The sequence below is a fragment of the Maritalea mediterranea genome, assembly GCF_021568695.1.
Classification (GTDB): domain Bacteria; phylum Pseudomonadota; class Alphaproteobacteria; order Rhizobiales; family Devosiaceae; genus Maritalea; species Maritalea mediterranea.
On record NZ_JAKGTI010000002.1, the window covers coordinates 454,514 to 475,422 of the forward strand.

A 20,909-nucleotide genomic window follows, 5' to 3' on the forward strand; every position below is an offset into this window, starting at 1 on the left:
GTTCTATATGCCCTATGTAAGCACCCAATTGCGGCTTGACCAGCCCCCAAAGGGGCGGCAAGCTGTCGCCAACTGCTGATTTGGGTCCTGACCATAGGTCATTGGGACCCGCAAGAGTGAAACAAGAACAGGAACGTGAACCAACGTGCCCTTCCCCGATATTGATCCCATTGCTATCTCGATCGGCCCGCTGGCCATTCGCTGGTATGCCCTTGCCTATCTGGCGGGCATCGGCTTCGCCTATTTTTATGGCCGCGCCCTGTTGAAACAAAAGCCACTCTGGCACCAATCCACGCCTCCCATGAGCGCCGCCCAACTGTCCGACTTTGTGTTTTGGGCCATTATCGGCGTGATTTTGGGCGGCCGTCTTGCCTATGTGCTGTTCTATTCCATTCTGGTGGGTGGCGATTATTATTTGCAAAACCCGCTGTCGATCTTCGCCGTTTGGGAAGGCGGCATGTCGTTCCATGGCGGGCTGATCGGCGTAGCACTAGCGGCCATTTTCTACGCCCGACATGTCAAGCAAAATGCACTTTCCGCTCTGGATCTGATGGGCACCATTGCCCCTATCGGGCTGTTTTTAGGCCGCATTGCAAACTTCATCAATGGTGAGCTTTTTGGGCGTGTAACCACCATGCCCTGGGGCGTTGTATTTCCCGAGGGCGGGCCAGAGCCGCGCCATCCCAGCCAGCTCTATGAAGGGCTGTTGGAAGGCTTGCTCTGCTTCATTATTCTGCGCGTCGCGACCCACAATGCGATGGCGCTGCGCAAGCCCGGACTGGTGGCCGGCATGTTCGCTGTGATTTACGCCCTGTCGCGCATTCTGGTGGAATTTGTGCGCGAGCCGGACGCCCATATCGGCCTGTTGCCCTATGGCCTGACCATGGGCATGGCCCTCTCCATCCCTGTGGGGCTGATTGGCATCGCCCTGATCATCAATGCCGGACGCCGCAAAAAAGGAGGCCGCGCTATATGAGCGATCAACTCAGCTTGTCTGATCTGATCAATGTGCAGATTGAAGCGCAGGGTCCCATGTCTCTATCGACCTATATGAATTTGTGCCTTACCCACCCGACGCTGGGCTATTACCGCAAAAGTGATCCGCTGGGGCGCACTGGTGATTTCATCACCGCGCCGGAAATCAGCCAGATGTTTGGCGAAATGCTGGGCGTGTGGGTGGCCCAAATATGGCAGCAGCTCGACAAACCGAACCGCCTCACCCTGGTTGAGCTTGGCCCCGGCCGCGGCACCTTGATGGCCGATATGGTGCGCATTTTTCAAAGCGTGCCAGGCTTGCTGGATGCACTCAATGTGCAATTGCTGGAAACCAATCCGGTGCTGAAGCAGCAGCAAGCAGAGAAGATCAAGGGCGTCACGCTGAGTTGGGTGGAAGAAATTCATCAGCTGAAAGAGGTGGATGGCCCGATCATCTCGATCGCCAATGAATTTTTTGACGCCCTGCCGATCAAGCAGTTCCAATATATCAAGGGCAATTGGTATGAACGGCTGGTGGGCCTGAAAGACGGTCAACGGGTCTGGGGCCTATCCCCCACCCCGATGCCCGCTGATGCCTTTCCACCGCAATTGGGCACACCGGAAGAGAATGCCATTTGGGAAATGGCCTATCCGGCGCAAAAAAACATGGAAGAGCTCGGTGCGCTGCTGGCGGAAAAGACAGGTGCCCTGCTCGCCATTGATTATGGCTATGCCCAAACCCAGACCGGCGAAACGTTGCAAGCCCTGGAAAAACACAAAATGGTCGACCCGCTCGATCATCCCGGCGAAGCGGACATCACGGCCCATGTAGATTTTGAAGCGCTGACTGAAAAGCTAGACAGGGAGCGGCTCAATATCTGCCCCTTGATCACCCAAGGTCAATTCTTGAAAGCCATGGGCATCGAAATGCGCGCCAAAGCCATCATAGATCATATCCCCGACGCGAAGCAAAAGGTGGAAAATGATCTTGACCGTCTTATTGGGGCCCAACAAATGGGTGAGCTTTTTAAGGTGCAGGCCATCGGATCGAAAAATATGGTACCCTATCCTTTTGAGGCAGGCTGATGACAAAATACGCGCTTGAAGCAGATCATTTGAGTTTTGACGGCATCGCCCACGGCTTTTTTGGTCGTGAAGGCGGTGTGTCGCCTGCGCCCTTTGACAGCTTGAACGTGTCGACCAAACAGGGTGACAGCGCGGACAATGTGAACCAAAATCTGACCCTGATTGCAAAGGAGTTGGGCGTAAAACCCTCCCAGATGGGGCTTCTCAAACAGGTTCACTCCATCAATGTTGTGCAATTTAACGGCAAAGCTGATTGGGATAGCCGCCCCGAGGGTGACGGCATTGTGAGCAACATTCCAGGCACCGCCATTGGCATTCAAACGGCGGATTGCGGCCCGGTGCTGTTCTGCGACTCGGAAAACAAGGTGATTGGCGCCTGCCATGCGGGCTGGAAAGGCGCGGTGGGCGGCATTGTCCACCGCACGCTGGACGCCATGGAAGAGCTGGGCGCCAACCGCCACAAAATTCACGCGGTGCTCGGCCCCTGCATCCACCCGGAAAATTACGAGGTGGGCGACGAGTTCAAACAAAATGTGCTTAAGGACTGGCCGGAGCTTGAAAGCCATTTTCCCTACCCGCCCGGCGCAGTTAAACCGCATTTTGACCTGCCCGGCACTATTATGCACCAGCTCGAATCGGCGCATTTGCACACGGCGGTCAATCTCAATATTTGCACATATGCGAACAATGCGACCTATTTCTCCCACCGCAAGGCGACTCATTTGGGCACAAAGACCGGTCGGCAGCTCTCGGCCATTGCAATTTTCTGACAAAAATTAAGCAAAACGCACGATTCAACTTTCGACTGTGTTGAACCCAAGGCCAAAGGGGGCTAAGCAGGGCCTAGCTGGGCATCAGCTATGGGCGTGGATCAGAATTATCTCAAAGGGCATGGGCAAATGAAACTGGTAACAGGGAACTCCAACCTTCCGCTGGCCAAGGCAGTCTCCGAATATTTGGAGACGCCTTTAACCGATTGTGTGGTCACTAAGTTCGCTGACAAAGAAATCTTTGTTGAAATAAACGAGAATGTGCGCGGGGAAGACGTTTTCGTTATTCAATCAACTTCCTACCCCGCCAATGACAATTTGATGGAACTGCTGATCGTCATCGATGCATTGCGTCGATCATCAGCACGACGGGTCACTGCGGTTCTGCCGTATTACGGCTATGCGCGGCAAGATCGGAAATCAGCGCCACGGACGCCAATTTCGGCCAAGCTGGTGGCCAATCTGATCACCGAAGCGGGCGCCAATCGCGTCCTGACCCTTGATCTTCACGCCAATCAAATTCAGGGCTTTTTCGACCTGCCCACCGACAATTTGTTTTCTGCACCGGTAATGGTGCGCGACATCAAACAGCATTATGACACAGAAAAAGTAATGGTGGTCTCCCCGGATGTGGGCGGCGTGGTTCGCGCCCGCAACGTGGCCAGCCGCATCGGCGCGCCATTGGCAATTGTTGATAAACGTCGGCCAAAAGCCGGTGTCTCCGAGGTGATGAATGTGATCGGCGATGTCGAGGGCCATTCCTGCATCCTGATCGACGATATTGTGGATAGTGGCGGCACATTGTGCAACGCGGCTGAAGCCCTGTTGGACAAAGGCGCCAAGGAAGTTTCCGCCTATATCACCCACGGCGTGCTCTCCGGCTCCGCCTGCGAACGTGTCGGCGGCTCCAAGCTGAAAGAATTGGTCATCTCCGACTCAATTTTGGAAACCGATGTGGAACGCGACACCAAAAATATTCGCCGTTTCTCCATTGCTGAACTGATGGGCGAAGCCATTGCGCGCACCGCCTCAGAACAGTCCGTGTCTTCGCTTTTCGACTAGAACTCGCAAAGCGCGTGAATGATTTTGGGGGCGCAATTTCAGCGCCCCTTATTTTTTGCCTGAAATGGGCGAAGAATCTTTGCAAACCCCATTGCCCAAACGCCATAAACCCAGTATACACCGGGCCTTGAAACGCCGCGTGCACCCCTGGAGGACGTCGGCGTGCATTCAGGACATGGGGTTCTGATGCATCAAACATTATTGGAGAATATCCATGAGCGCTGAGCTTAAGGCTAAAGCGCGGGACCGAGTTGGCAAGGGGGCCTCTCGTGCACTGCGTCGTGAAGGCCTAGTTCCTGCCGTTATTTACGGTGACAACAAATCCCCGCTTTCAATCACAGTTACCTATAAAGATGCCATCAAACGCATCCATCAAGGTGGTTTTCTGTCTCAAGTGATCACGGTTGACGTGGATGGCGAAAGCCACCGCGTAATTCCACGTGATTATCAACTTGAGCCAGTACGTGATTTCCTCGTGCATATCGACTTTTTGCGCGTGTCAAAAACGTCCGTTCTGAACGTTGAAGTGCCTGTACACTTCCTAAACGAAGAAAAATCACCTGGCCTGAAACGCGGCGGCGTGTTGAACGTTGTGCGCCACACGGTGGAATTGAGCTGCCCAGCTGACAGCATCCCAGAAGCTTTGGAAATTGACCTGAGCACTGCGGAAGTTGGCGACAGCCTGCACATTTCATCCGTTGCGTTGCCTGAAGGTGTAAAGCCGGTCATCACCGACCGTGACTTCACCATCGCAACAATTGCAGCACCTTCTGCCCTCAAGTCTGAAGAAGGCGAAGAGGACGAAGAAGCCGTTGCACCTGACGAAGTGCCAGCCACTGAAGTCAAAAGCGACGACGACAACGAATAAGACTTTTGATGTGAGGCGGCGTCCAGTCGCCTCATCTCTTTAGTGGACGTTTTATGCGCTTAATTGTCGGTCTAGGAAATCCCGGAAGCAAATATGCCAAAAACCGCCACAATGTCGGTTTTATGGCCGTGGAAGAGATCGCAAGCCAACACCACTTTCCCCCGTTCAAGAAAAAGTTCAATGGCCTGCTCACCGAAGGTGTGATCGATGGGCAGAAGGTTGGCCTGTTGCTGCCGCAAACCTTTATGAACAAGTCAGGCGATAGCGTGATCGCCGCCATGAGCTTTTTTAAAATCAAGCCCGAAGATATTTATGTGCTCTATGATGAGCTGGATTTGGCGCCGGGCAAGGTACGCGTGAAAAAGGGCGGTGGCAATGGCGGCCATAATGGCATTCGGTCGATCGAAAGCCATTTGGGCAAAGAGTTTAATCGCGTGCGCATCGGCATCGGCCATCCGGGCCATAAAGACCGTGTGCACGCTTATGTGCTGGGCGATTTTGCCAAGGCCGACCATCAAGAATGGTTGGATGACCTGCTGATTGAATTTGGGCGCAACGCGGACTGCCTTGCCAATGGCGACGGACCGAAACTGATGAACAAATTGGCGCTGGCGGCACAAGCCAGACAAAGCGCCGAACCGGCAAAAGAGCCAAAGGCAGACGCGGCCAACCCAAAGGGCCAAAGCCATATTCGCCAGGCGCGCCAAGCCAAAAAACCAAATGTGCCCGAAAAGGGCCCCATGGCCGATATGCTGAAAAAGCTGTTCGGCAAAGGAGAGAATTAAGATGGGTTTCAAATGCGGCATTGTGGGCCTGCCCAACGTAGGCAAATCCACACTTTTCAACGCCCTCACCCGCACGGCGGCGGCACAAGCGGCCAACTTCCCCTTCTGCACCATTGAACCCAATGTGGGCGAAGTGAGCGTGCCCGATGAACGGTTGCACAAAATCGCCGCCATCGGCAAATCAGCTGAAATCATCCCCACACGTTTGAGCTTTGTGGACATTGCAGGCCTGGTAAAAGGCGCGGCGCAAGGCGAAGGCCTGGGCAACCAGTTCTTGGCCAATATCCGCGAAGTGGACGCGATTGCCTATGTGCTGCGTTGTTTTGAAAATGACGATATTGTCCACGTTTCCGGCAAGATCGACCCGCTGACGGACGCGGAAGTGGTGGAAACCGAATTGATGCTCGCGGACATGGAAAGCCTTGAGAAGCGCATTCCAAACCTTGAGAAAAAGCTGCGCGGCCAAGATAAGGATGCCAAAGCAACCCTTGAGCTGGTGAACCGCGCCTTGGCCGTTTTGCGCGAAGGCAAACCGGCCCGCAATGTCGAAATCAGCGACGACGAGAGGAAGGCATTTAAAGAGCTGAACCTGCTCACCTCCAAACCCGCGCTCTATATCTGCAATGTGGACGAAGACTCCGCTGCCGAAGGCAATGAGCTGACCAAAAAGGTTGAGGAATATGCCAAGGCGCAAAATGCCCGCATGGTCATTATTTCCGCCGAAATCGAATCTCAACTGAGCCAGCTGGATGACGACGAGCAGGCAGAGTTCTTGGAAAGCCTGGGGCTGGAAGAACCGGGCCTGAACCGGATCATTCGCGAAGGCTATAAACTGCTGAACCTGCAAACCTACTTCACTGTGGGCCCGAAAGAAGCCCGCGCCTGGACCATCACGGAAGGCACCAAAGCGCCGCAAGCGGCTGGTGTGATCCACACAGACTTTGAACGCGGCTTTATCCGCGCCCAAACCATCGCCTATGATGACTTTGTGGCGCTCGGCGGAGAGGCTGCGGCCAAAGAAGCCGGAAAGGCGCGCGATGAAGGCAAGGAATATGTGGTGAAAGACGGCGACATCATGCTGTTCAAATTCAACACCTAGGTCATATAGACAACAGAATGAATTGCCCCCCGGATGAAATGTTCATCCGGGGTATTTTGTGATTTTCGGGTTGCCGTAATCGTAAATTGATGTACCATCGCGTCAACCTTCCAACTGCATGAGATGTGATCGCAATGAACTCTCAAGACCGGCTACATTATGAAGACCTTGAAGAAGGCACAATCATTCAGCTTGGGCAGCACACCATCACCAAGGATGAGATCATTTCTTTTGCAAAAGAGTTTGATCCCCTGCCCTTCCATTTGGATGAAGAGGTCGCGAAAAAGTCGCTGCTGGGCGGGCTGGCCTCCTCTGGCTGGCAAACTGCAGGCATCACCCTGCGCATGCTGGTGGATGCCTTTTTGGGCAATGTGGCCTCCAAGGGAGGCCTCGGCTTTGAAAATCTCAAATGGAAGAAGCCCCTCATGAAGGGGGACACTTTGACCGGCACCGTAACCTTATCATCTCTGCGCCTCTCCAAAAGTCATCCGGAAAAAGCGGTGATGATTTTTGAGTTCGACATGCGCAACCAGAAAAACCAGCAGGTCATGACCATGAGTCTGGCCAATCTTGTCGCGGTGCGTCACCCCAAAAAGACTGAAGGAGCAAGCGCATGACCCTTTGGTTTGAAGACATCGAACCCGGCACCAGCTGGGACTTGGGCAGCCACACTTTCACTGAAGAAGAGATCATCAAGTTCGGCAAGCTTTATGATCCGCAATATTTTCATATTGACCCGGAAGAAGCCAAACATGGCCCGTTCGGCGGACTAGTCGCATCGGGATGGCACACGGTTTCTATGGGCCATAAAATCATGGTGGATTATCTCTACGCCCACGATGATATGATGCGTGCCAATGGCGAAGAGCCAGGCGTCTCCGGCCCGTCTCCCGGCGTCAATAAGATGCAGTTTAAGGCGCCAGTGCGTCCGGGCGACGAAATCCGTTTCAAAATCACGGTGCAATCCAAGCGCAAATCGGCCTCGTTGCCCGGTTGGGGCGTATTGCTCAACATTATTGAAGCGTTCAACCAGGAAGATGAGCTCGTCTATCGCTCGGAAATCGCCAGCTTTTCCAAACTTCGTGACTTTAAACCTGGCTTGCGCTTGCGCATGGGCATGGCCCTGGCCGCCATGCCGATCATCGGTAAAATGATCCGCCGCAAATAGATTTAAACCCACCCTAGAGGCGCGCTCTTGACGATACGGCAAAGATTATGCATCTTTGCCGTCTCCAACCATGAGGTGACGCCTAAAATGATCCGCTAAGATTTTCCGACGCGACCAATGTTCATGCGCCTGAGTGCTTTCCCTAAAGCACGATGCGAACATATGGACACGGCGAAAATCTTGACGATCACTTGACGGCTTTCGTCGTCTCCCGCGTCGATATTTCCAACATTGCAAATGAACACTGCGCCACCTCGGCGCACCATACTTTTATTATATTCTCATGGAGAGCATCATGATTTCAATTCCACAACTTCATCAGCAACCAAAGAACCGATTACAGCGCGTCGCCCATGGGCCGCGCCACCTGATGAAAGGAATGTCGCATGAAAGCGCCCTTTACGCACGCCAACCCCAAGGGGAGCAAGGCACCTAAACAACCAAAAAATTTCTCCAACAATCAACCGCCCTTCGGGCCGAAAAAGCAACAGCTGCGCACGCCAAAACCAGCGGCGAAACAGCTGCCAAAAAGCTTGAATGATCTGTTGAAGAAATAAAGAATAGCCCTGCCCGACTTTTGTCGGGCGGGGCGTCGGCTAGTTTCGAGACGATGAATCAATCGCCTTCAAATTCCACCAGAAAATGGGTACTCACATTCTGCGCGCGAATTTTTTCTGCGCCGCCCAAATCCGGCAAATCAATCACAAAGGCCGCGTCTTCCAGCACCGCACCAGAACGACGGATCAATGATATGGCCGCAATCGCGGTGCCACCGGTGGCCACCAAATCATCCACCAGCAACACTTTGTCCCCTTCTTTCACGGCTCCAGCATGCATCTCGATGGTGTCCACACCATATTCCAATGCATAATTTTGTCCGATGGTTTCCCCCGGCAACTTGCCCGCCTTGCGGATCGGCACAAAGCCGACGCCCAACTCAATCGCCAATCCAGCGCCAAAAATAAACCCACGCGCCTCAATACCTGCCACATGGGTAATCCCCTTGTCGCGGAACGGCGCGGCCAATTGGCGGATGCTTTCGCGAAATCCGTCGGGGTGCTCAATCAAGGAGGTGATGTCGCGAAATTGTACCCCGGCCTTGGGATAATCAGGAATCGTGCGGATAAGTGTTTTAAGGTCCATATTGCCAGTGCCTTTTTCGGTTTAGCGCGTTGAATTCACAAGTGACCGATAGCGTTTTTACCAGCCAGCCACCGCCAAGGCCACCGTGAAAGCAAAATTTTGAACAAACAATAAAAAGCCCGACCAAATGGCCGGGCTCTTTGTGTTGTGAGATCAATGAGGTCTAGTGATCAACATTGCTCCAAAGCTTGCGCTTGACCATATACATCAAGCCCGCAAACAGGAACAGGAACATCAAGACGTTAAAGCCCAAGGCTTTGCGTGATGTCATGTCTGGCTCAGCCAACCACATCATAAAGGCCGCAATGTCCTTTGAATATTGCTCAACCGTTTCAGGGGCCTGGCCTTCATAATCCACCATCTCGTCATAGAGAGGTTGGGCCATGGCCAATGTGCCACCCGTACCGTGGAAATGATCGTTCCAATAAGTACCCGCACCAACATCTACACCTTCAGGCGGCTCATTGTAACCGGTCAGAAGATTATAGATATAGTCGGCGCCGCCTTCCTGATAGGCGGTGAAATAGTTGCCAATCCAGTTCGGGAACTTTTGTGGCACGTTACGCGCCTTCGCCAAAACGGAGAAGTCTGGCGGATAAACACCGCCATTGGCATCAATCGCATCTTGCTTGGTTTCAAACGGGCTTGGCCATGCGTCTGCAGGCACACCTGACCGTTCGCCATCAATATGCTCTGGGTCTTGAATGGTGTAGCTGGCCGCAAGTGCTTTGACCTGCTCTTCAGAATATTCAGGGCCGCCCTCTTTCGAAAGCATGCGGAAGCTGAACAATTCTGCAGAGTGGCAAGACGAACAGATTTCCTGGAAAACCTGGAAACCGCGTTGCAGTTGCGCTTTGTCATAAGTGCCGAAAACGCCACCAAAGGTCCAATCGATCAAGGTGGGCTCTGGCGCTTTAAAGTCGCCGCCACCAGCGGCATAAGCGCCGCCAGAAACCAACCCAGAAGCAGCAATAAGAGCCGCACCGATGAGTGAATTCAGTTTTTTCATCATCTCAACTCCTATTCTGCAGCTTCTGTTTTGTGTTTTGCCAACACGCTTTCAGAAATGCTTGCAGGCAATGGCAATGTGGTTTCAATCCGCGGCAAGAAAGGCAGAATGATCAAGAAGTAAGCGAAATAATAGAATGTCGCTGTCTTCGACAAGATCACATATACGCCTTCAGCAGGCTGCGCGCCGAGATAGGTCAAGCCAATAAAGTTCACAACCCAAATCCAGTAGAACCATTTGAACATCGGACGGAAGGCACCTGAGCGCACTTTCGAACGGTCCAACCATGGCACCACGAACCAGATTGCAATCGAACCGAACATCGCGATAACGCCGCCAAGTTTACTGTCGATCGGACCGATATTGAAATCGATCGCCCGCAGGATGGCGTAGAAGGGCAAGAAGTACCATTCAGGCACAATGTGCGGCGGTGTCACTTGCGGATCAGCCGGGATGTAGTTGTCAGGGTGACCCAAAATGTCTGGTGCGAAGAAGACGAACCAAGCAAATGGGATCATGAACACGACGATCGCGAACAGATCTTTCATGGTCAAATAGGGGTGGAACGGCACGGTGTCCGCTTTTGTTTTCACCTCAACGCCAGTTGGGTTGTTGTTGCCCGGCACGTGCAATGCCCAAATGTGCAGGCCAACGACGCCGGCAATCATAAAGGGCAGCAAATAGTGAAGTGAGAAGAAGCGGTTCAAAGTGGCGTTGTCTACCGCAAAGGCACCGCGCAAGAACACCATCAAACCTTCACCGACCAACGGAATGGCAGAGAAGAAGTTGGTGATCACGGTCGCTGCCCAGAAGCTCATTTGGCCCCAAGGTAGAACGTAACCCATAAAGGCGGTCGCCATCATCAACAAGAAGATCACAACGCCCAAAATCCATAGCACTTCGCGCGGCGCTTTATATGAACCATAATAAAGACCACGGAAAATGTGGATGTAAACAGCGAGGAAGAAGAACGACGCGCCGTTTGCGTGGGCGGCCTGGATCAACCGGCCCCAGTTCACATCGCGACGAATGTGCTCAACAGAGTTGAACGCCAAGTCCGCGTGCGGCGTATAGTGCATCGCCAGGATCACACCGGTTACAATCTGGATCACCAAAAAGATCGCCAGAATGCCACCGAAGGTCCAGAAATAGTTCAAATTCTTTGGGGATGGAAAATCCACAAATGAATCATAACCCAAACGGATGATGGGCAAGCGCTCATCCATCCATTTTTCAAAACCGGTTTTCGGTTCGTATGTACTTTTATGTGACATGAATGCCCCCCTTAACCGATCTGAACGACTGTGTCGGACAGGAACTGATATTCCGGCACGACAAGGTTTTTCGGAGCTGGACCCTTGCGGATACGGCCAGCCGTATCATAGTGCGAACCGTGGCATGGGCAGAACCAGCCATCATATTCGCCCGCTTCACCGACGGGCACACAACCAAGGTGCGTGCAGTTCGCGATCATGATCAGCCACTCTTCATGGCCTTCTTTCACGCGTTGCGCATCGGTTTCAGGATCCTTCAATGCATCCAACGGCACGGCGCGCGCTTCTTCGATCTCTTCTGGTGTCCGGTGACGCACAAATACCGGGAAACCCCGCCATTTGATGGTCACAGACTCCCCGACCCCAACAGAGGACAGGTCGAATTCGATCGACGCCAACGCCAGAACGGAAGCATCTGGATTCATTTGATCAATAAGGGGCCATGCCACTGCGGCAGCGCCTACAGCACCAACGGCACCCGTTGCAACATAGAGAAAATCTCTTCTGTTTGTTTGTTTTTCGCTTTGTGTAGCCAAGGTCTCTGATCCCTACCTAAGATCGTTGGTCCGCCCTAAAAACTCCAACATCGTGCCTAACGCAATACAAAAGATGTCAGAATCGCCCCCACTTGAACCCCAAGTGAAGCGGAAATCGAGTTCTTTTTGCACTCATTGCGCCGCTTGTCCAGCCTTTGAGCATATTCATTGGGGAAAGTGCGACACTATACCGTAAAAATCTGTTATTTTTCCTAGTGAATAGGCTAGTCATTGGCTCGCAAAACTGCAAATTGGCCCTTCCAGAAACAATCGAAAAGCCCTATGCCCCTTTCACTTGCCCTCTATCAGCCGGACATCCCGCAAAATGCCGGCACCCTGATGCGCCTTGGTGCCTGTTTGAATATTCAGGTGCACCTTATCCACCCCACAGGCTTTCTGTTTTCACAAAAAGCCTTTCGCCGCGCTGGGATGGATTATCTCGATCAGGTCGACCTGAAAGAGCATAATAGCTTTGACGCTTTCAATGCGTGGCGGCAAGAGCAGCAAAAGCGATTGGTGTTGTTGACCACCAAGTCTTCTATCCGTCACGCCGATGCCCAATTCACCGCTGATGATGTTTTGATGGTCGGGCGGGAAAGCGCTGGCGTGCCTGACCATGTGGCCGAAGCCAGTGACCTCAATGTGCGCATTCCTATGCGACAAGATACACGCTCGCTGAATGTTGCCATTGCGGGGGCAATCGTTCTAAGCGAGGCGGCACAACAAACAAAACTATGGGCGGACCTTATATGACCGGTACAGACCTCGACATCAAAAAGGACAAAGCCAGCGCCTGGTTTAAAAAGCTGCGCGACGAAATCTGTTTTGAGTTTGAAAATCTGGAAGACGAGCTGGCCGCGCCATTGCGCAAAGCCCCCGCCGGGCGGTTTGAACGCAAAAAATGGGACCGGATCGACCAGACAACCGGTGAACCCGGCGGCGGCGGTGAAATGTCGATGATGCATGGCCGCGTGTTTGAAAAAGTCGGCGTGCATATCTCCACCGTGCATGGTGAATTTAGCGAAGATTTCGCCAAAGGCATGCCCGGCACGGAAAACAGCCGCAAATTCTGGGCCAGCGGCATTTCGCTTATCGCACATTTGCAAAATCCCCACGTGCCCGCCGTGCACATGAACACCCGGATGGTGGCCACCGAAGAATGGTGGTTTGGCGGCGGCGCCGACCTGACCCCGGTTCTGCTGGACCGTCGCAATCAGGACGACCCGGACAGCAAGGACTTCCATGCGGCCATGAAAGAAGCCTGCGACGCCCACGCCTGCGCCGACTATGATAAATATAAGCAATGGTGCGACGACTACTTCTTCCTGCCTCACCGCAATGAACCACGCGGCATTGGTGGCATTTTCTATGACCGCCACAATTCCGGCAATTGGGATGATGACTTCGCCTTCACGAAAGATGTAGGCAAGGCGTTCAAGAACATTTACCCCGATCTGGTGCGCCGCAATTTCAACATGCCGTGGACGGATGAAGAGCGGGAAGAACAGCTGGTGCGTCGTGGTCGCTATGTCGAATTCAATCTGCTCTATGACCGCGGAACAACCTTCGGTTTGAAAACCGGCGGCAACGTGGAATCCATCTTGTCTTCCATGCCACCAGCGGTGAAGTGGCCGTAAAAAAGAGTGCAATAATTTTTCCGCCTCTGTCGAAATGGCAGCCCGCCAATCGACATGATATTGTAAGCGCAATCAAGCGCGTGATGAGGAAGGAAAAACAATGCAATTTATGGCACTTATTTACTCGGCAGATGGGGCAGAACAAAATTATCCCGGCGGGCCGGACAAAATGATGGCGGACTATTATGCCTATACCGAGGAGGCCAAAAAAGCGGGCGTGATGGTGGCTGGCGACGCGTTGCAACCCACCAGCACCGCAACCTCTATCCGCGAGCGGGAGGGCAAAACCAGCCTGACCGATGGTCCTTTCGCCGAAACCAAGGAACAGTTGGGCGGCTATTATCTCCTCGACTGCAAGGATCTGGACGAAGCCATCAAATGGGCTGGCAAAATCCCCACCGCCAAATATGGCACCATTGAAGTGCGTCCAGTCATGATCTGGGACCAGTGAACCCATTAGAAGCTGAGCTGACCCGGATTGTGCGCGCCAATTCGGGTCGGATTCTATCAGCGCTGATCAAGGTCACGCAGGATTTTACCCTGGCACAAGACGCCTTGCAGGACGCGATCACCCAGGCGGTGCAGCAATGGCCCCAACAGGGCCTACCCCAAAATGGCGGTGCATGGCTCTATGTGGCCGCAAAGCGGCGCGCCATTGATCTGGTGCGCAAAGAAAGCCGCCACCATGCCGACGCCACGCAGGAAGTGTTGACGGATTTGCAGAACGACCAACCAGAAACGGCAGAGTGGGAACAGGACATTCCCGACGAACGCCTACGCCTGCTTTTCACCTGTTGTCACCCGGCGCTGAATATAGACGCGCAAGTGGCCCTCACCCTGCGCACGCTGGGCGGCTTGACTGTGCGGGAAATTGCGCGTGCCTTTCTGGCCAGCGAAGCCACGATCGGCCAGCGCATCACCCGCGCCAAACAAAAAATTAGAACTGCTAACATCCCTTACGAAATCCCGGGACAAGAAGATATTCAGGCCAGACGCGATGGCGTGTTGAAAACCATCTATCTGATCTTTAACGAGAGCTACACCGCCTATGAAGGTCAAAGCCTGACCCGCGAGGATCTGGCCGGTGAGGCCATTCGCCTGTGCACTATACTCAACCAGCTTGACCCCGACTCGGAGACCGCGGGACTTTTGTGCTTGATGCGGTTAACACATGCCCGCCGCGCCGCGCGACAAGATAAAGCGGGCCAACTTGTGCCGCTGGAACAGCAGGACCGTACGCTTTGGGATCACGAGGAAATCAAAGAGGCCCACACTCAACTGCTCGAGACCTTCACCAAAGGAGAATTCGGCCCTTTCCAATTGCAAGCCGCGATCAGCGCCCTGCATTGTCTGGCGCCAAGCTGGAACGACACTGACTGGCAGCAAATCTACGCACTTTATGGCGCCCTGACGACTTTTGATCGCTCCCCAATCATTCAGCTCAATCAGGCCGTCGCCCTCGCCCAAATGGGCGGCATCGGTAAAGCCTTGGATCAGCTCAACAATCTGGAATCCACACTGCGCACCTACCAACCCTATTACGCTGCACGGGCCGATATCCTGTCGCGCTGCGGGCAAGAAAAGGCCGCCAAGCTCGACTATGACCGCGCAATCCAATTAAGCAAAAACCAAGTAGAAAAGCGATTTTTATTTCAAAAGCGCAACGCCCTCGCCGCCTCAGTCAAAAATTTCAAGTAAAAATCCGCCATTTAATTGCCTGTTAACCGATCGAGGCGGATACTTGTCGCATGAAAGTACAGCTATATGGTTCGCGCTTATCGCTATATAAATCCAACCAGCTCTGGCGTGAAGCCCGCGCACGGCACAACAAGCGTGACTCCCAAGTCCATGACATGATGAATCGGGCCATATTTAACAGCACATACAGTTTGAGCTATGGTCGCAACTCCATGATCATCAAGCAAGCGGCCCTTCGCGTGCTTAAATCCATTTAGAAACTTCTTTTCGATGCGCGCGTAAACCAGCCATTAACGCTTTATTCACCATAATATACACTATGAAAGCACAACTTTATGGTACGCGGGTCTCTCTTTATAAATCCAACCAGATGTGGCGGGCGGCGCGCGCCAAGCACATCCAGCGCGATTTGCAAAGCACCCAACTCATGACCAACTCTATTTTTGGCAGCATGACCAACTTTACCTATGGCCAAAACTCCCAAATCATCAAACAGGCCACTCTGCGGGCATTGAAGTCTGTCTAAATCGCAAAATCGCTTTTGGCTTTGTCCAGCAACGCTTCCCGGCCCGGCTTGAAGTCTTTATCCACCCAATATTGTTCCAGCGTTTTCAGGACTTTGCCCAGCTCTTCACCAGGTGTCATGCCCAGTTCAATCAAATCTTTGCCACCAATCGGAAATGCCGGGGCTGTCCAGGCCTGAGCCCGCTCCATATGCTGGTGCAAAGCGCCGATTTGACCCATCAGCTCCATATTCTCATCTTGCTTCAGTTTCTGCCGCAACGCGGCTAAATCCAAACAGATCCGGTCGAGAATGGCGGTCTGATTGCCCCAATAGAGCAGTTTATCCAATTCTTTGGCGCTGGTTTCCGGTGCAATAACCGGTTGCAGCGCCCAATTGTGCAGGCGTGCTGCTTCATCGTTGGACAATTTGAGGCGGTCGGCCAGCACCTTCGTTTTCTCCGCTTGTGGCGGGATAATGGAAATTAGACGAAAGAGCGGGTCAATCTGCCAGTTTAGTTCCTGCTCGGCCGCCACGACCCCATGAATAGCATCCATACCCCATTTTTCGCCCTCGGGCAGCACCATGGCCAGTACGCCGGTGGTGCGCATCCACAAAAGAGCGCGCGATGGGTCCGGGGCGGAAAGGATCTTTTTGAATTCGGCCCATACCCGCTCTGCTGAAAGCTGCTTCACGCCAGTCTTGAGTTTGGCGGCCGCCTTCAGGCCACCCGCCTCAGGTCGGCCCGCGCCATAATAGGCAAAAAAGCGGAAAAAGCGTAGGATGCGCAGATAATCCTCTTCGATCCGCGCGACAGCATCGCCGATAAAATGAACATTGCGGTCCAAACAATCCTGAACCCCGTTGAGCGGGTCAAAAAGTGTGCCGTCGGCCATCACATAAAGCGCATTCATGGTGAAATCGCGCCGCTTGGCATCCTCTTCCCAATCGGTGCCAAACACCACCTTCGCATGGCGGCCATTGGTGGCCACATCTTGGCGAAGCGTCGTCACCTCGATGGTTTCATCGTCAAACACCAGCGTTACGGTCCCATGTTCAATCCCCGTGGGGATCGCCCTGATCTTCGCTTTTGCCGCGCGATCCAACACTTCTTCGGGTGTGAATATGCTGGCCATATCCACATCGCTCACCGGATCGCCCAGAATGGTGTTGCGCACAATGCCACCCACGGCCCGCACATGGCCTTGATCGCCGTCGAGCAAATCAAAGACTGCGCGCACGGCAGGGCGGTTGAGCCAGCTCGCTTGCTTCACCCGCGCAAGGGCCTCGCTTAAATCAGTCATTCATCTTCCTTTGAGGTCAAAACCAGGTCGCGGAACATGCGGGTCATCGACGCTGTAATGCCCCAGATCGCACGATCTTCATAGTCGATACGCCAGGTCTCCCGTTGCGCTTCATCACCGCGCACAAAGCGGATCTTTGAGTAATGATTAGCGGGAAGAAGATGCGGCAAGGGCACCTCAAAAAAGCTGGCCACTTCGTCGGGATTGGCCACAAAGGGCTTACGCGGCTTGATGGTGGCGACCACAGGCGTGATGAGATAATTGGTGCCGGAAAGATAGTTCGGCAAAAATCCCAAAACATCGACATCATCCTGATGAAGATCGACCTCTTCTTCCGCTTCCCGCAGAGCGGTCATCACCGCATCGGTGTCGCCCTCTTCCACCCGACCGCCGGGAAACGCAATTTGCCCGGCGTGAGCACGCAGATGAGAAGAACGTTCAATATAAAGCACCTGGCTCAGCGGCCCGCGCTCCACCAACCCAATCAACACGGCCGAATGTTTGGGCTCCCGCGCTGCATTGAGCGGGGGTACGCCATCCACCTTGTGGCAGCCAATATCTTGACTGTCATCAGGCTGATCCAACAGCCGATGCTTGATTTGTGCCAGCAATGTTTCGTCTTGCATAAAGACTATTCCGCAATCGAATTCCTACTTGTCACCGCTCCAAAATGAGATCGGACCGGTGAGTCCTTTCTTCACTTTAGCACTTTTGACATGCGCCAACACCCGCATTGGGTCAACCGGCGCGGGAAAATCGATTTTTTGGGGAGAAATAGCTTCAAAGCCCAGCGGCTCATAATAGGCCCGATCGCCAACCAACAGCACAAATTTGCAGCCCGGTTTCTCGAAAGCCATTTGGGTGACATGCAAAGTGAGCAACCGCCCCGCCCCCATGCGCCGCCGATGCGGGTCGGTGACCAACGGGCCGAGCAAATAGCCGTTCATACCCGACAGATTGATCGGTGCCATTTTCACATTGGCCACCGGCACACCCTCATGTTCGGCCACAAGGCTGAGGCTATCATCCACCCCAAACCGCTCGCGAATGCGAAACGCCGCCCGGGCAAACCGACCGGGGCCAAAGCATAATTCATGCAAATGTTCCACCCAGTCCGCATCAGCAGGCGTTTCGTGACGAACATCCAACTTGTGCATATTTTGGGCGAGCTGGGGTGAAAGGTGAGACGCAGATAAGGTGTCAGTCATGGCGATATTGATCTTTTCTAAATTTACGGCAGCAAGAAGGGGACGGGGCGTTACAGCGCTCGTCGCTCTCGTCGCAGCAATAGAAAAGTCAATTTCTGTCTCATAAAATGACATAAACCCCACATTGCGGAAATTGTCGAGACATATTTTGCAAAAAATGCGCAAAACTGAGCAAATAGTAGGCAATATATAATCAAAATGATAGAAATTTGTACATTCTGGTACAGGGACGAAAATACCTCAAACTGATTGTTCACGATAAAGGGGTTTGTTGCCGTCGAATTATACCTATTTTACCGCTCAAGCGAACAAACAATAGAGGACGAACATGGGACTTCTAATCGACGGCAAATGGTCGACCCAATGGTACGACACCAAAAGCAATGGTGGTAAGTTCAAGCGAAGCGCGGCGGCATTCCGCAATTGGGTGACCAAAGATGGCAGTGCCGGGCCGAGCGGTGAAGGTGGTTTTGAACCAGAAAGCGGGCGCTATCATCTTTATGTGTCCCTCGCCTGTCCCTGGGCGCACCGCACGCTGATTTTCCGCAAGCTCAAAGACCTGACCGACCATATCGATGTCACGGTCGTGGACGCCAAAATGCCTGATGAGCATGGCTGGACGATTCCAGATGGCGCTGACCCCGTGAACAATGCCAAAACCATGTGGCAAGTTTATGTGGCCGCGAAAAGCGATTATACAGGCCGCGTGACCGTGCCCGTGCTGTGGGATAAAAAGCGCAACACCATCGTCTCAAATGAAAGTGCGGAAATTATCCGCATGTTCAATTCGGCCTTTAATGACATCACCGGCAACACCGACGATTATTACCCTGAAGCGCTGCATAGCGAAATTGATGCGGTGAACGAGCGTGTCTATCACACCGTGAACAATGGCGTTTACAAATCAGGCTTTGCCACCACGCAGGAAGCCTATGATGAAGCCGTGACTGAATTATTTGACAGTCTTGAATGGCTGGAAGACAAGCTGGGCAAGCAAAAATATCTGGCGGGCGACCAACTCACCGAGGCGGACTGGCGCTTGTTCACCACGCTGGTGCGGTTTGACCCGGTCTATCACGGCCACTTCAAGTGCAACATCAAACGGATTGCGGACTATCCGAACATCACACGGCTGGTGAAAGAATTGGTGGCGGTGCCGGGCGTGCACGAAACCATCAATATGGAGCACATCAAAACCCATTATTATTGGAGCCACACTACGATCAACCCCCACAGAATCGTGCCTAAAGGGCCGCTGATCGACTATTAGGCTACCATTTTTCGGCAGGTGGCGCGTTGTTGAAATACTCATCAACCCGCCGCCGCACCCCATCATTTATGTCTTCAGGCAAGTCTTGATGATGAAACCAGCCCATTTCGACAATCTCTGCATTTGGGCGAAATTCATGCACCTCGTCAAACGCCGTGGCCACATAAAAACAGACATGGTCGCGAATGCTCAGCCCGTTATCATTGTGAAACACCCCATGCAGCCGGGGGGAACCTTGCACACGCAGGCCGGTTTCCTCAAACGTTTCGCGCATGCCCGCTTCTAAAGCGGTTTCGCCTGGCTCGACCCCACCGCCGGGAAACTGCCAGCCCCGAACATAGGTCTGGCGGATCAGCAAAACCCTCTCACCATCCACAAGCATAATGCGCGCACCAATTGTCATGCGTCGCCACATGCCGATCAAGGTGAGATAGGCCCGCATACGCCAGCGGGAATAGAGTTTTTGCTGCATTTGCGCCTCCATTGTGCATCTTCGTTAAACCATCAGGGGATGAAAATTGTACAAACGCCCCTTTTTTTAGCTCGCAACATTCCCCATAGTGCCCGCAACCGCATGGAGCCGAATGACTATATGACCACAATTGCCCATATTTCTGATGTGCATTTGCCCTATCATGAAAAGATCACCTGGCCGCAGCTGCTCAATAAGCGCATCACAGGCTATCTGAACTGGAAGATGATCCGGGGTCATGCCATTGAGAATACGGCGTTACAAGCCCTGATGGCGCACCTGAAAACACAACAATATGATCACTTGGCCATCACCGGCGACCTGATCAATCTGTCATTGGAGCAAGAGTTTGCCCTCGGACAGCAATGGCTGAAAAGCACCGAAACGCCAGATCGCGCCATGTTCATCCCCGGGAATCATGACATATATGTGCCGTCCGGCAAAAGCTATATGGCGCACTATTGGCATGAATATATGCAAGGCCAGCGCGCGGACGAACGCTATCCTTTCCCATTCTGGCGACAGGTTGATGATGTGGCCCTGATTGGCTGCAACAGCGCCATCGCCACCCCACCCTTTTTCGCCAATGGCACCTTTTCACGCCGACAGGAACGGTTGCTGGAAAAGCTCCTGATCAAAACCAAAGAAATGGGGCTTTTCCGCATTGTGATGATCCATCATCCGCCCCATGACGACGTGGCGCAGATTTGGCGCCGTGGCCTAACAAATCGTCACCGCTTCAAGCGGGTAATCAAAAAGCACGGGGCTGACCTCATTTTGCACGGTCACCTGCATAGATCTGAGGTTAAATCTCTGCCGGGGCCGGACGCCCCAATTCCGCTGATCGGTATTGCCTCGGCCTCCATGGGCCCCAATGCGGGACAACCGCCAGCGCGCTATAATCTTTATAAAATTGAGAAGACCAATGGTAAGTTCGCCTGCACCCTGCACGAATATGGTTTTAAACGCTTTGGCGAGGAGATTGAAAAACGCTCCGAACTGGTGCTTGTCTAATCACGTGAACTTGTTTTTAACATAATTTT

General features: G+C 53.2%; 25 protein-coding genes. 17 read left to right on the forward strand and 8 right to left on the reverse strand.

What is annotated here, in order from left to right:
• Nucleotides 1-145: 145 nt before the first annotated feature.
• The 9 genes from lgt (at nt 146) to L1I42_RS11280 (ending at nt 7,813) form a co-directional block, all read left to right on the forward strand.
• On the forward strand, nt 146-976 hold the full coding sequence (lgt, locus tag L1I42_RS11240; RefSeq protein ID WP_236114619.1) for a prolipoprotein diacylglyceryl transferase: 831 nt from the start codon (nt 146-148) through the stop codon (nt 974-976).
• Nucleotides 973-2,061 (forward strand): class I SAM-dependent methyltransferase, encoded by a 1,089-nt coding sequence (locus tag L1I42_RS11245; protein ID WP_236114620.1) that lies wholly within the window; start codon nt 973-975, stop codon nt 2,059-2,061. Before lgt ends, L1I42_RS11245 begins: the two co-directional genes overlap by 4 nt.
• Nucleotides 2,061-2,831, forward strand: a complete 771-nt coding sequence (gene pgeF / locus L1I42_RS11250; RefSeq protein WP_236114621.1) for a peptidoglycan editing factor PgeF — start codon at nt 2,061-2,063, stop codon at nt 2,829-2,831. The genes L1I42_RS11245 and pgeF overlap by 1 nt, the downstream gene beginning before the upstream one ends.
• 129 nt (nt 2,832-2,960) lie before the next feature.
• The gene (locus L1I42_RS11255) at nt 2,961-3,893 is read left to right on the forward strand and encodes a ribose-phosphate pyrophosphokinase (RefSeq protein WP_236114622.1); all 933 of its coding nucleotides are present in this window, start codon (nt 2,961-2,963) and stop codon (nt 3,891-3,893) included.
• 214 nt (nt 3,894-4,107) lie between these two features.
• On the forward strand, nt 4,108-4,761 hold the full coding sequence (locus L1I42_RS11260) for a 50S ribosomal protein L25/general stress protein Ctc (protein WP_236114623.1): 654 nt from the start codon (nt 4,108-4,110) through the stop codon (nt 4,759-4,761).
• A 53-nt stretch (nt 4,762-4,814) separates the two neighbouring features.
• Nucleotides 4,815-5,546 (forward strand): aminoacyl-tRNA hydrolase, encoded by a 732-nt coding sequence (pth, locus tag L1I42_RS11265; RefSeq protein ID WP_236114624.1) that lies wholly within the window; start codon nt 4,815-4,817, stop codon nt 5,544-5,546.
• Nucleotide 5,547: 1 nt separating this feature from the next.
• On the forward strand, nt 5,548-6,645 hold the full coding sequence (gene ychF, locus L1I42_RS11270; RefSeq protein WP_236114625.1) for a redox-regulated ATPase YchF: 1,098 nt from the start codon (nt 5,548-5,550) through the stop codon (nt 6,643-6,645).
• A gap of 134 nt (nt 6,646-6,779) precedes the next feature.
• Nucleotides 6,780-7,262, forward strand: a complete 483-nt coding sequence (locus tag L1I42_RS11275) for a MaoC family dehydratase (RefSeq protein ID WP_236114626.1) — start codon at nt 6,780-6,782, stop codon at nt 7,260-7,262.
• Nucleotides 7,259-7,813, forward strand: a complete 555-nt coding sequence (locus L1I42_RS11280) for a MaoC/PaaZ C-terminal domain-containing protein (RefSeq protein WP_236114627.1) — start codon at nt 7,259-7,261, stop codon at nt 7,811-7,813. Before L1I42_RS11275 ends, L1I42_RS11280 begins: the two co-directional genes overlap by 4 nt.
• 615 nt (nt 7,814-8,428) lie before the next feature.
• On the opposite strand, the gene L1I42_RS11285 is transcribed toward L1I42_RS11280, so the two are convergent.
• From L1I42_RS11285 to petA, 4 genes are all read right to left on the reverse strand, one after another.
• The gene (locus L1I42_RS11285) at nt 8,429-8,956 is read right to left on the reverse strand and encodes an adenine phosphoribosyltransferase (RefSeq protein ID WP_236114628.1); all 528 of its coding nucleotides are present in this window, start codon (nt 8,954-8,956) and stop codon (nt 8,429-8,431) included.
• A 163-nt stretch (nt 8,957-9,119) separates the two neighbouring features.
• Nucleotides 9,120-9,968 (reverse strand): cytochrome c1, encoded by an 849-nt coding sequence (locus L1I42_RS11290; RefSeq protein WP_236114629.1) that lies wholly within the window; start codon nt 9,966-9,968, stop codon nt 9,120-9,122.
• 8 nt (nt 9,969-9,976) lie between these two features.
• The gene (locus L1I42_RS11295) at nt 9,977-11,239 is read right to left on the reverse strand and encodes a cytochrome b (RefSeq protein WP_236114630.1); all 1,263 of its coding nucleotides are present in this window, start codon (nt 11,237-11,239) and stop codon (nt 9,977-9,979) included.
• An 11-nt stretch (nt 11,240-11,250) separates the two neighbouring features.
• Nucleotides 11,251-11,775, reverse strand: a complete 525-nt coding sequence (gene petA / locus L1I42_RS11300) for a ubiquinol-cytochrome c reductase iron-sulfur subunit (RefSeq protein ID WP_236114631.1) — start codon at nt 11,773-11,775, stop codon at nt 11,251-11,253.
• 282 nt (nt 11,776-12,057) lie between these two features.
• Here petA and L1I42_RS11305 point away from each other — a divergent pair, with 282 nt between their 5' ends.
• The 6 genes from L1I42_RS11305 (at nt 12,058) to L1I42_RS11330 (ending at nt 15,636) form a co-directional block, all read left to right on the forward strand.
• A complete protein-coding gene (locus L1I42_RS11305) occupies nt 12,058-12,528 on the forward strand; it encodes a tRNA (cytidine(34)-2'-O)-methyltransferase (protein WP_236114632.1) in 471 nt (156 codons plus the stop codon).
• Entirely contained in the window at nt 12,525-13,412 is an 888-nt protein-coding gene (gene hemF, locus L1I42_RS11310; protein WP_236114633.1) for an oxygen-dependent coproporphyrinogen oxidase, read from the forward strand. The genes L1I42_RS11305 and hemF overlap by 4 nt, the downstream gene beginning before the upstream one ends.
• A gap of 109 nt (nt 13,413-13,521) precedes the next feature.
• Nucleotides 13,522-13,863: a YciI family protein gene (locus L1I42_RS11315; protein ID WP_369413098.1), complete on the forward strand. Its 342-nt coding sequence runs from the start codon at nt 13,522-13,524 to the stop codon at nt 13,861-13,863.
• Nucleotides 13,860-15,110: an RNA polymerase sigma factor gene (locus L1I42_RS11320; RefSeq protein ID WP_236114635.1), complete on the forward strand. Its 1,251-nt coding sequence runs from the start codon at nt 13,860-13,862 to the stop codon at nt 15,108-15,110. Before L1I42_RS11315 ends, L1I42_RS11320 begins: the two co-directional genes overlap by 4 nt.
• Nucleotides 15,111-15,160: 50 nt before the next feature.
• A complete protein-coding gene (locus tag L1I42_RS11325) occupies nt 15,161-15,367 on the forward strand; it encodes a hypothetical protein (RefSeq protein ID WP_236114636.1) in 207 nt (68 codons plus the stop codon).
• A 62-nt stretch (nt 15,368-15,429) separates the two neighbouring features.
• Nucleotides 15,430-15,636, forward strand: coding sequence for a hypothetical protein (locus L1I42_RS11330; protein WP_236114637.1), 207 nt, complete (start codon nt 15,430-15,432; stop codon nt 15,634-15,636).
• On the opposite strand, the gene L1I42_RS11335 is transcribed toward L1I42_RS11330, so the two are convergent.
• Genes L1I42_RS11335 through L1I42_RS11345 form a run of 3 tightly spaced genes read right to left on the reverse strand, consistent with a single transcriptional unit; the run spans nt 15,633 to nt 18,238 of the window.
• A complete protein-coding gene (locus L1I42_RS11335) occupies nt 15,633-16,916 on the reverse strand; it encodes a CCA tRNA nucleotidyltransferase (protein ID WP_236114638.1) in 1,284 nt (427 codons plus the stop codon). The two genes, L1I42_RS11330 and L1I42_RS11335, sit on opposite strands and share 4 nt — an antisense overlap.
• Nucleotides 16,913-17,542 carry a CoA pyrophosphatase gene (locus L1I42_RS11340; RefSeq protein ID WP_236114639.1) on the reverse strand — a complete coding sequence of 210 codons (630 nt, stop codon included), beginning with the start codon at nt 17,540-17,542 and terminating at the stop codon, nt 16,913-16,915. The genes L1I42_RS11335 and L1I42_RS11340 overlap by 4 nt, the downstream gene beginning before the upstream one ends.
• 24 nt (nt 17,543-17,566) lie before the next feature.
• Nucleotides 17,567-18,238 (reverse strand): GNAT family N-acetyltransferase, encoded by a 672-nt coding sequence (locus L1I42_RS11345; RefSeq protein WP_236114640.1) that lies wholly within the window; start codon nt 18,236-18,238, stop codon nt 17,567-17,569.
• Nucleotides 18,239-18,452: 214 nt separating this feature from the next.
• Between L1I42_RS11345 and L1I42_RS11350 the strand changes: the two genes are divergently transcribed.
• The gene (locus tag L1I42_RS11350) at nt 18,453-19,394 is read left to right on the forward strand and encodes a glutathione S-transferase family protein (protein WP_236114641.1); all 942 of its coding nucleotides are present in this window, start codon (nt 18,453-18,455) and stop codon (nt 19,392-19,394) included.
• A gap of 1 nt (nt 19,395) precedes the next feature.
• On the opposite strand, the gene L1I42_RS11355 is transcribed toward L1I42_RS11350, so the two are convergent.
• Nucleotides 19,396-19,866, reverse strand: coding sequence for an NUDIX domain-containing protein (locus tag L1I42_RS11355; protein ID WP_236114642.1), 471 nt, complete (start codon nt 19,864-19,866; stop codon nt 19,396-19,398).
• A gap of 120 nt (nt 19,867-19,986) precedes the next feature.
• Here L1I42_RS11355 and L1I42_RS11360 point away from each other — a divergent pair, with 120 nt between their 5' ends.
• A complete protein-coding gene (locus L1I42_RS11360; protein WP_236114643.1) occupies nt 19,987-20,880 on the forward strand; it encodes a metallophosphoesterase family protein in 894 nt (297 codons plus the stop codon).
• Nucleotides 20,881-20,909: the final 29 nt, after the last annotated feature.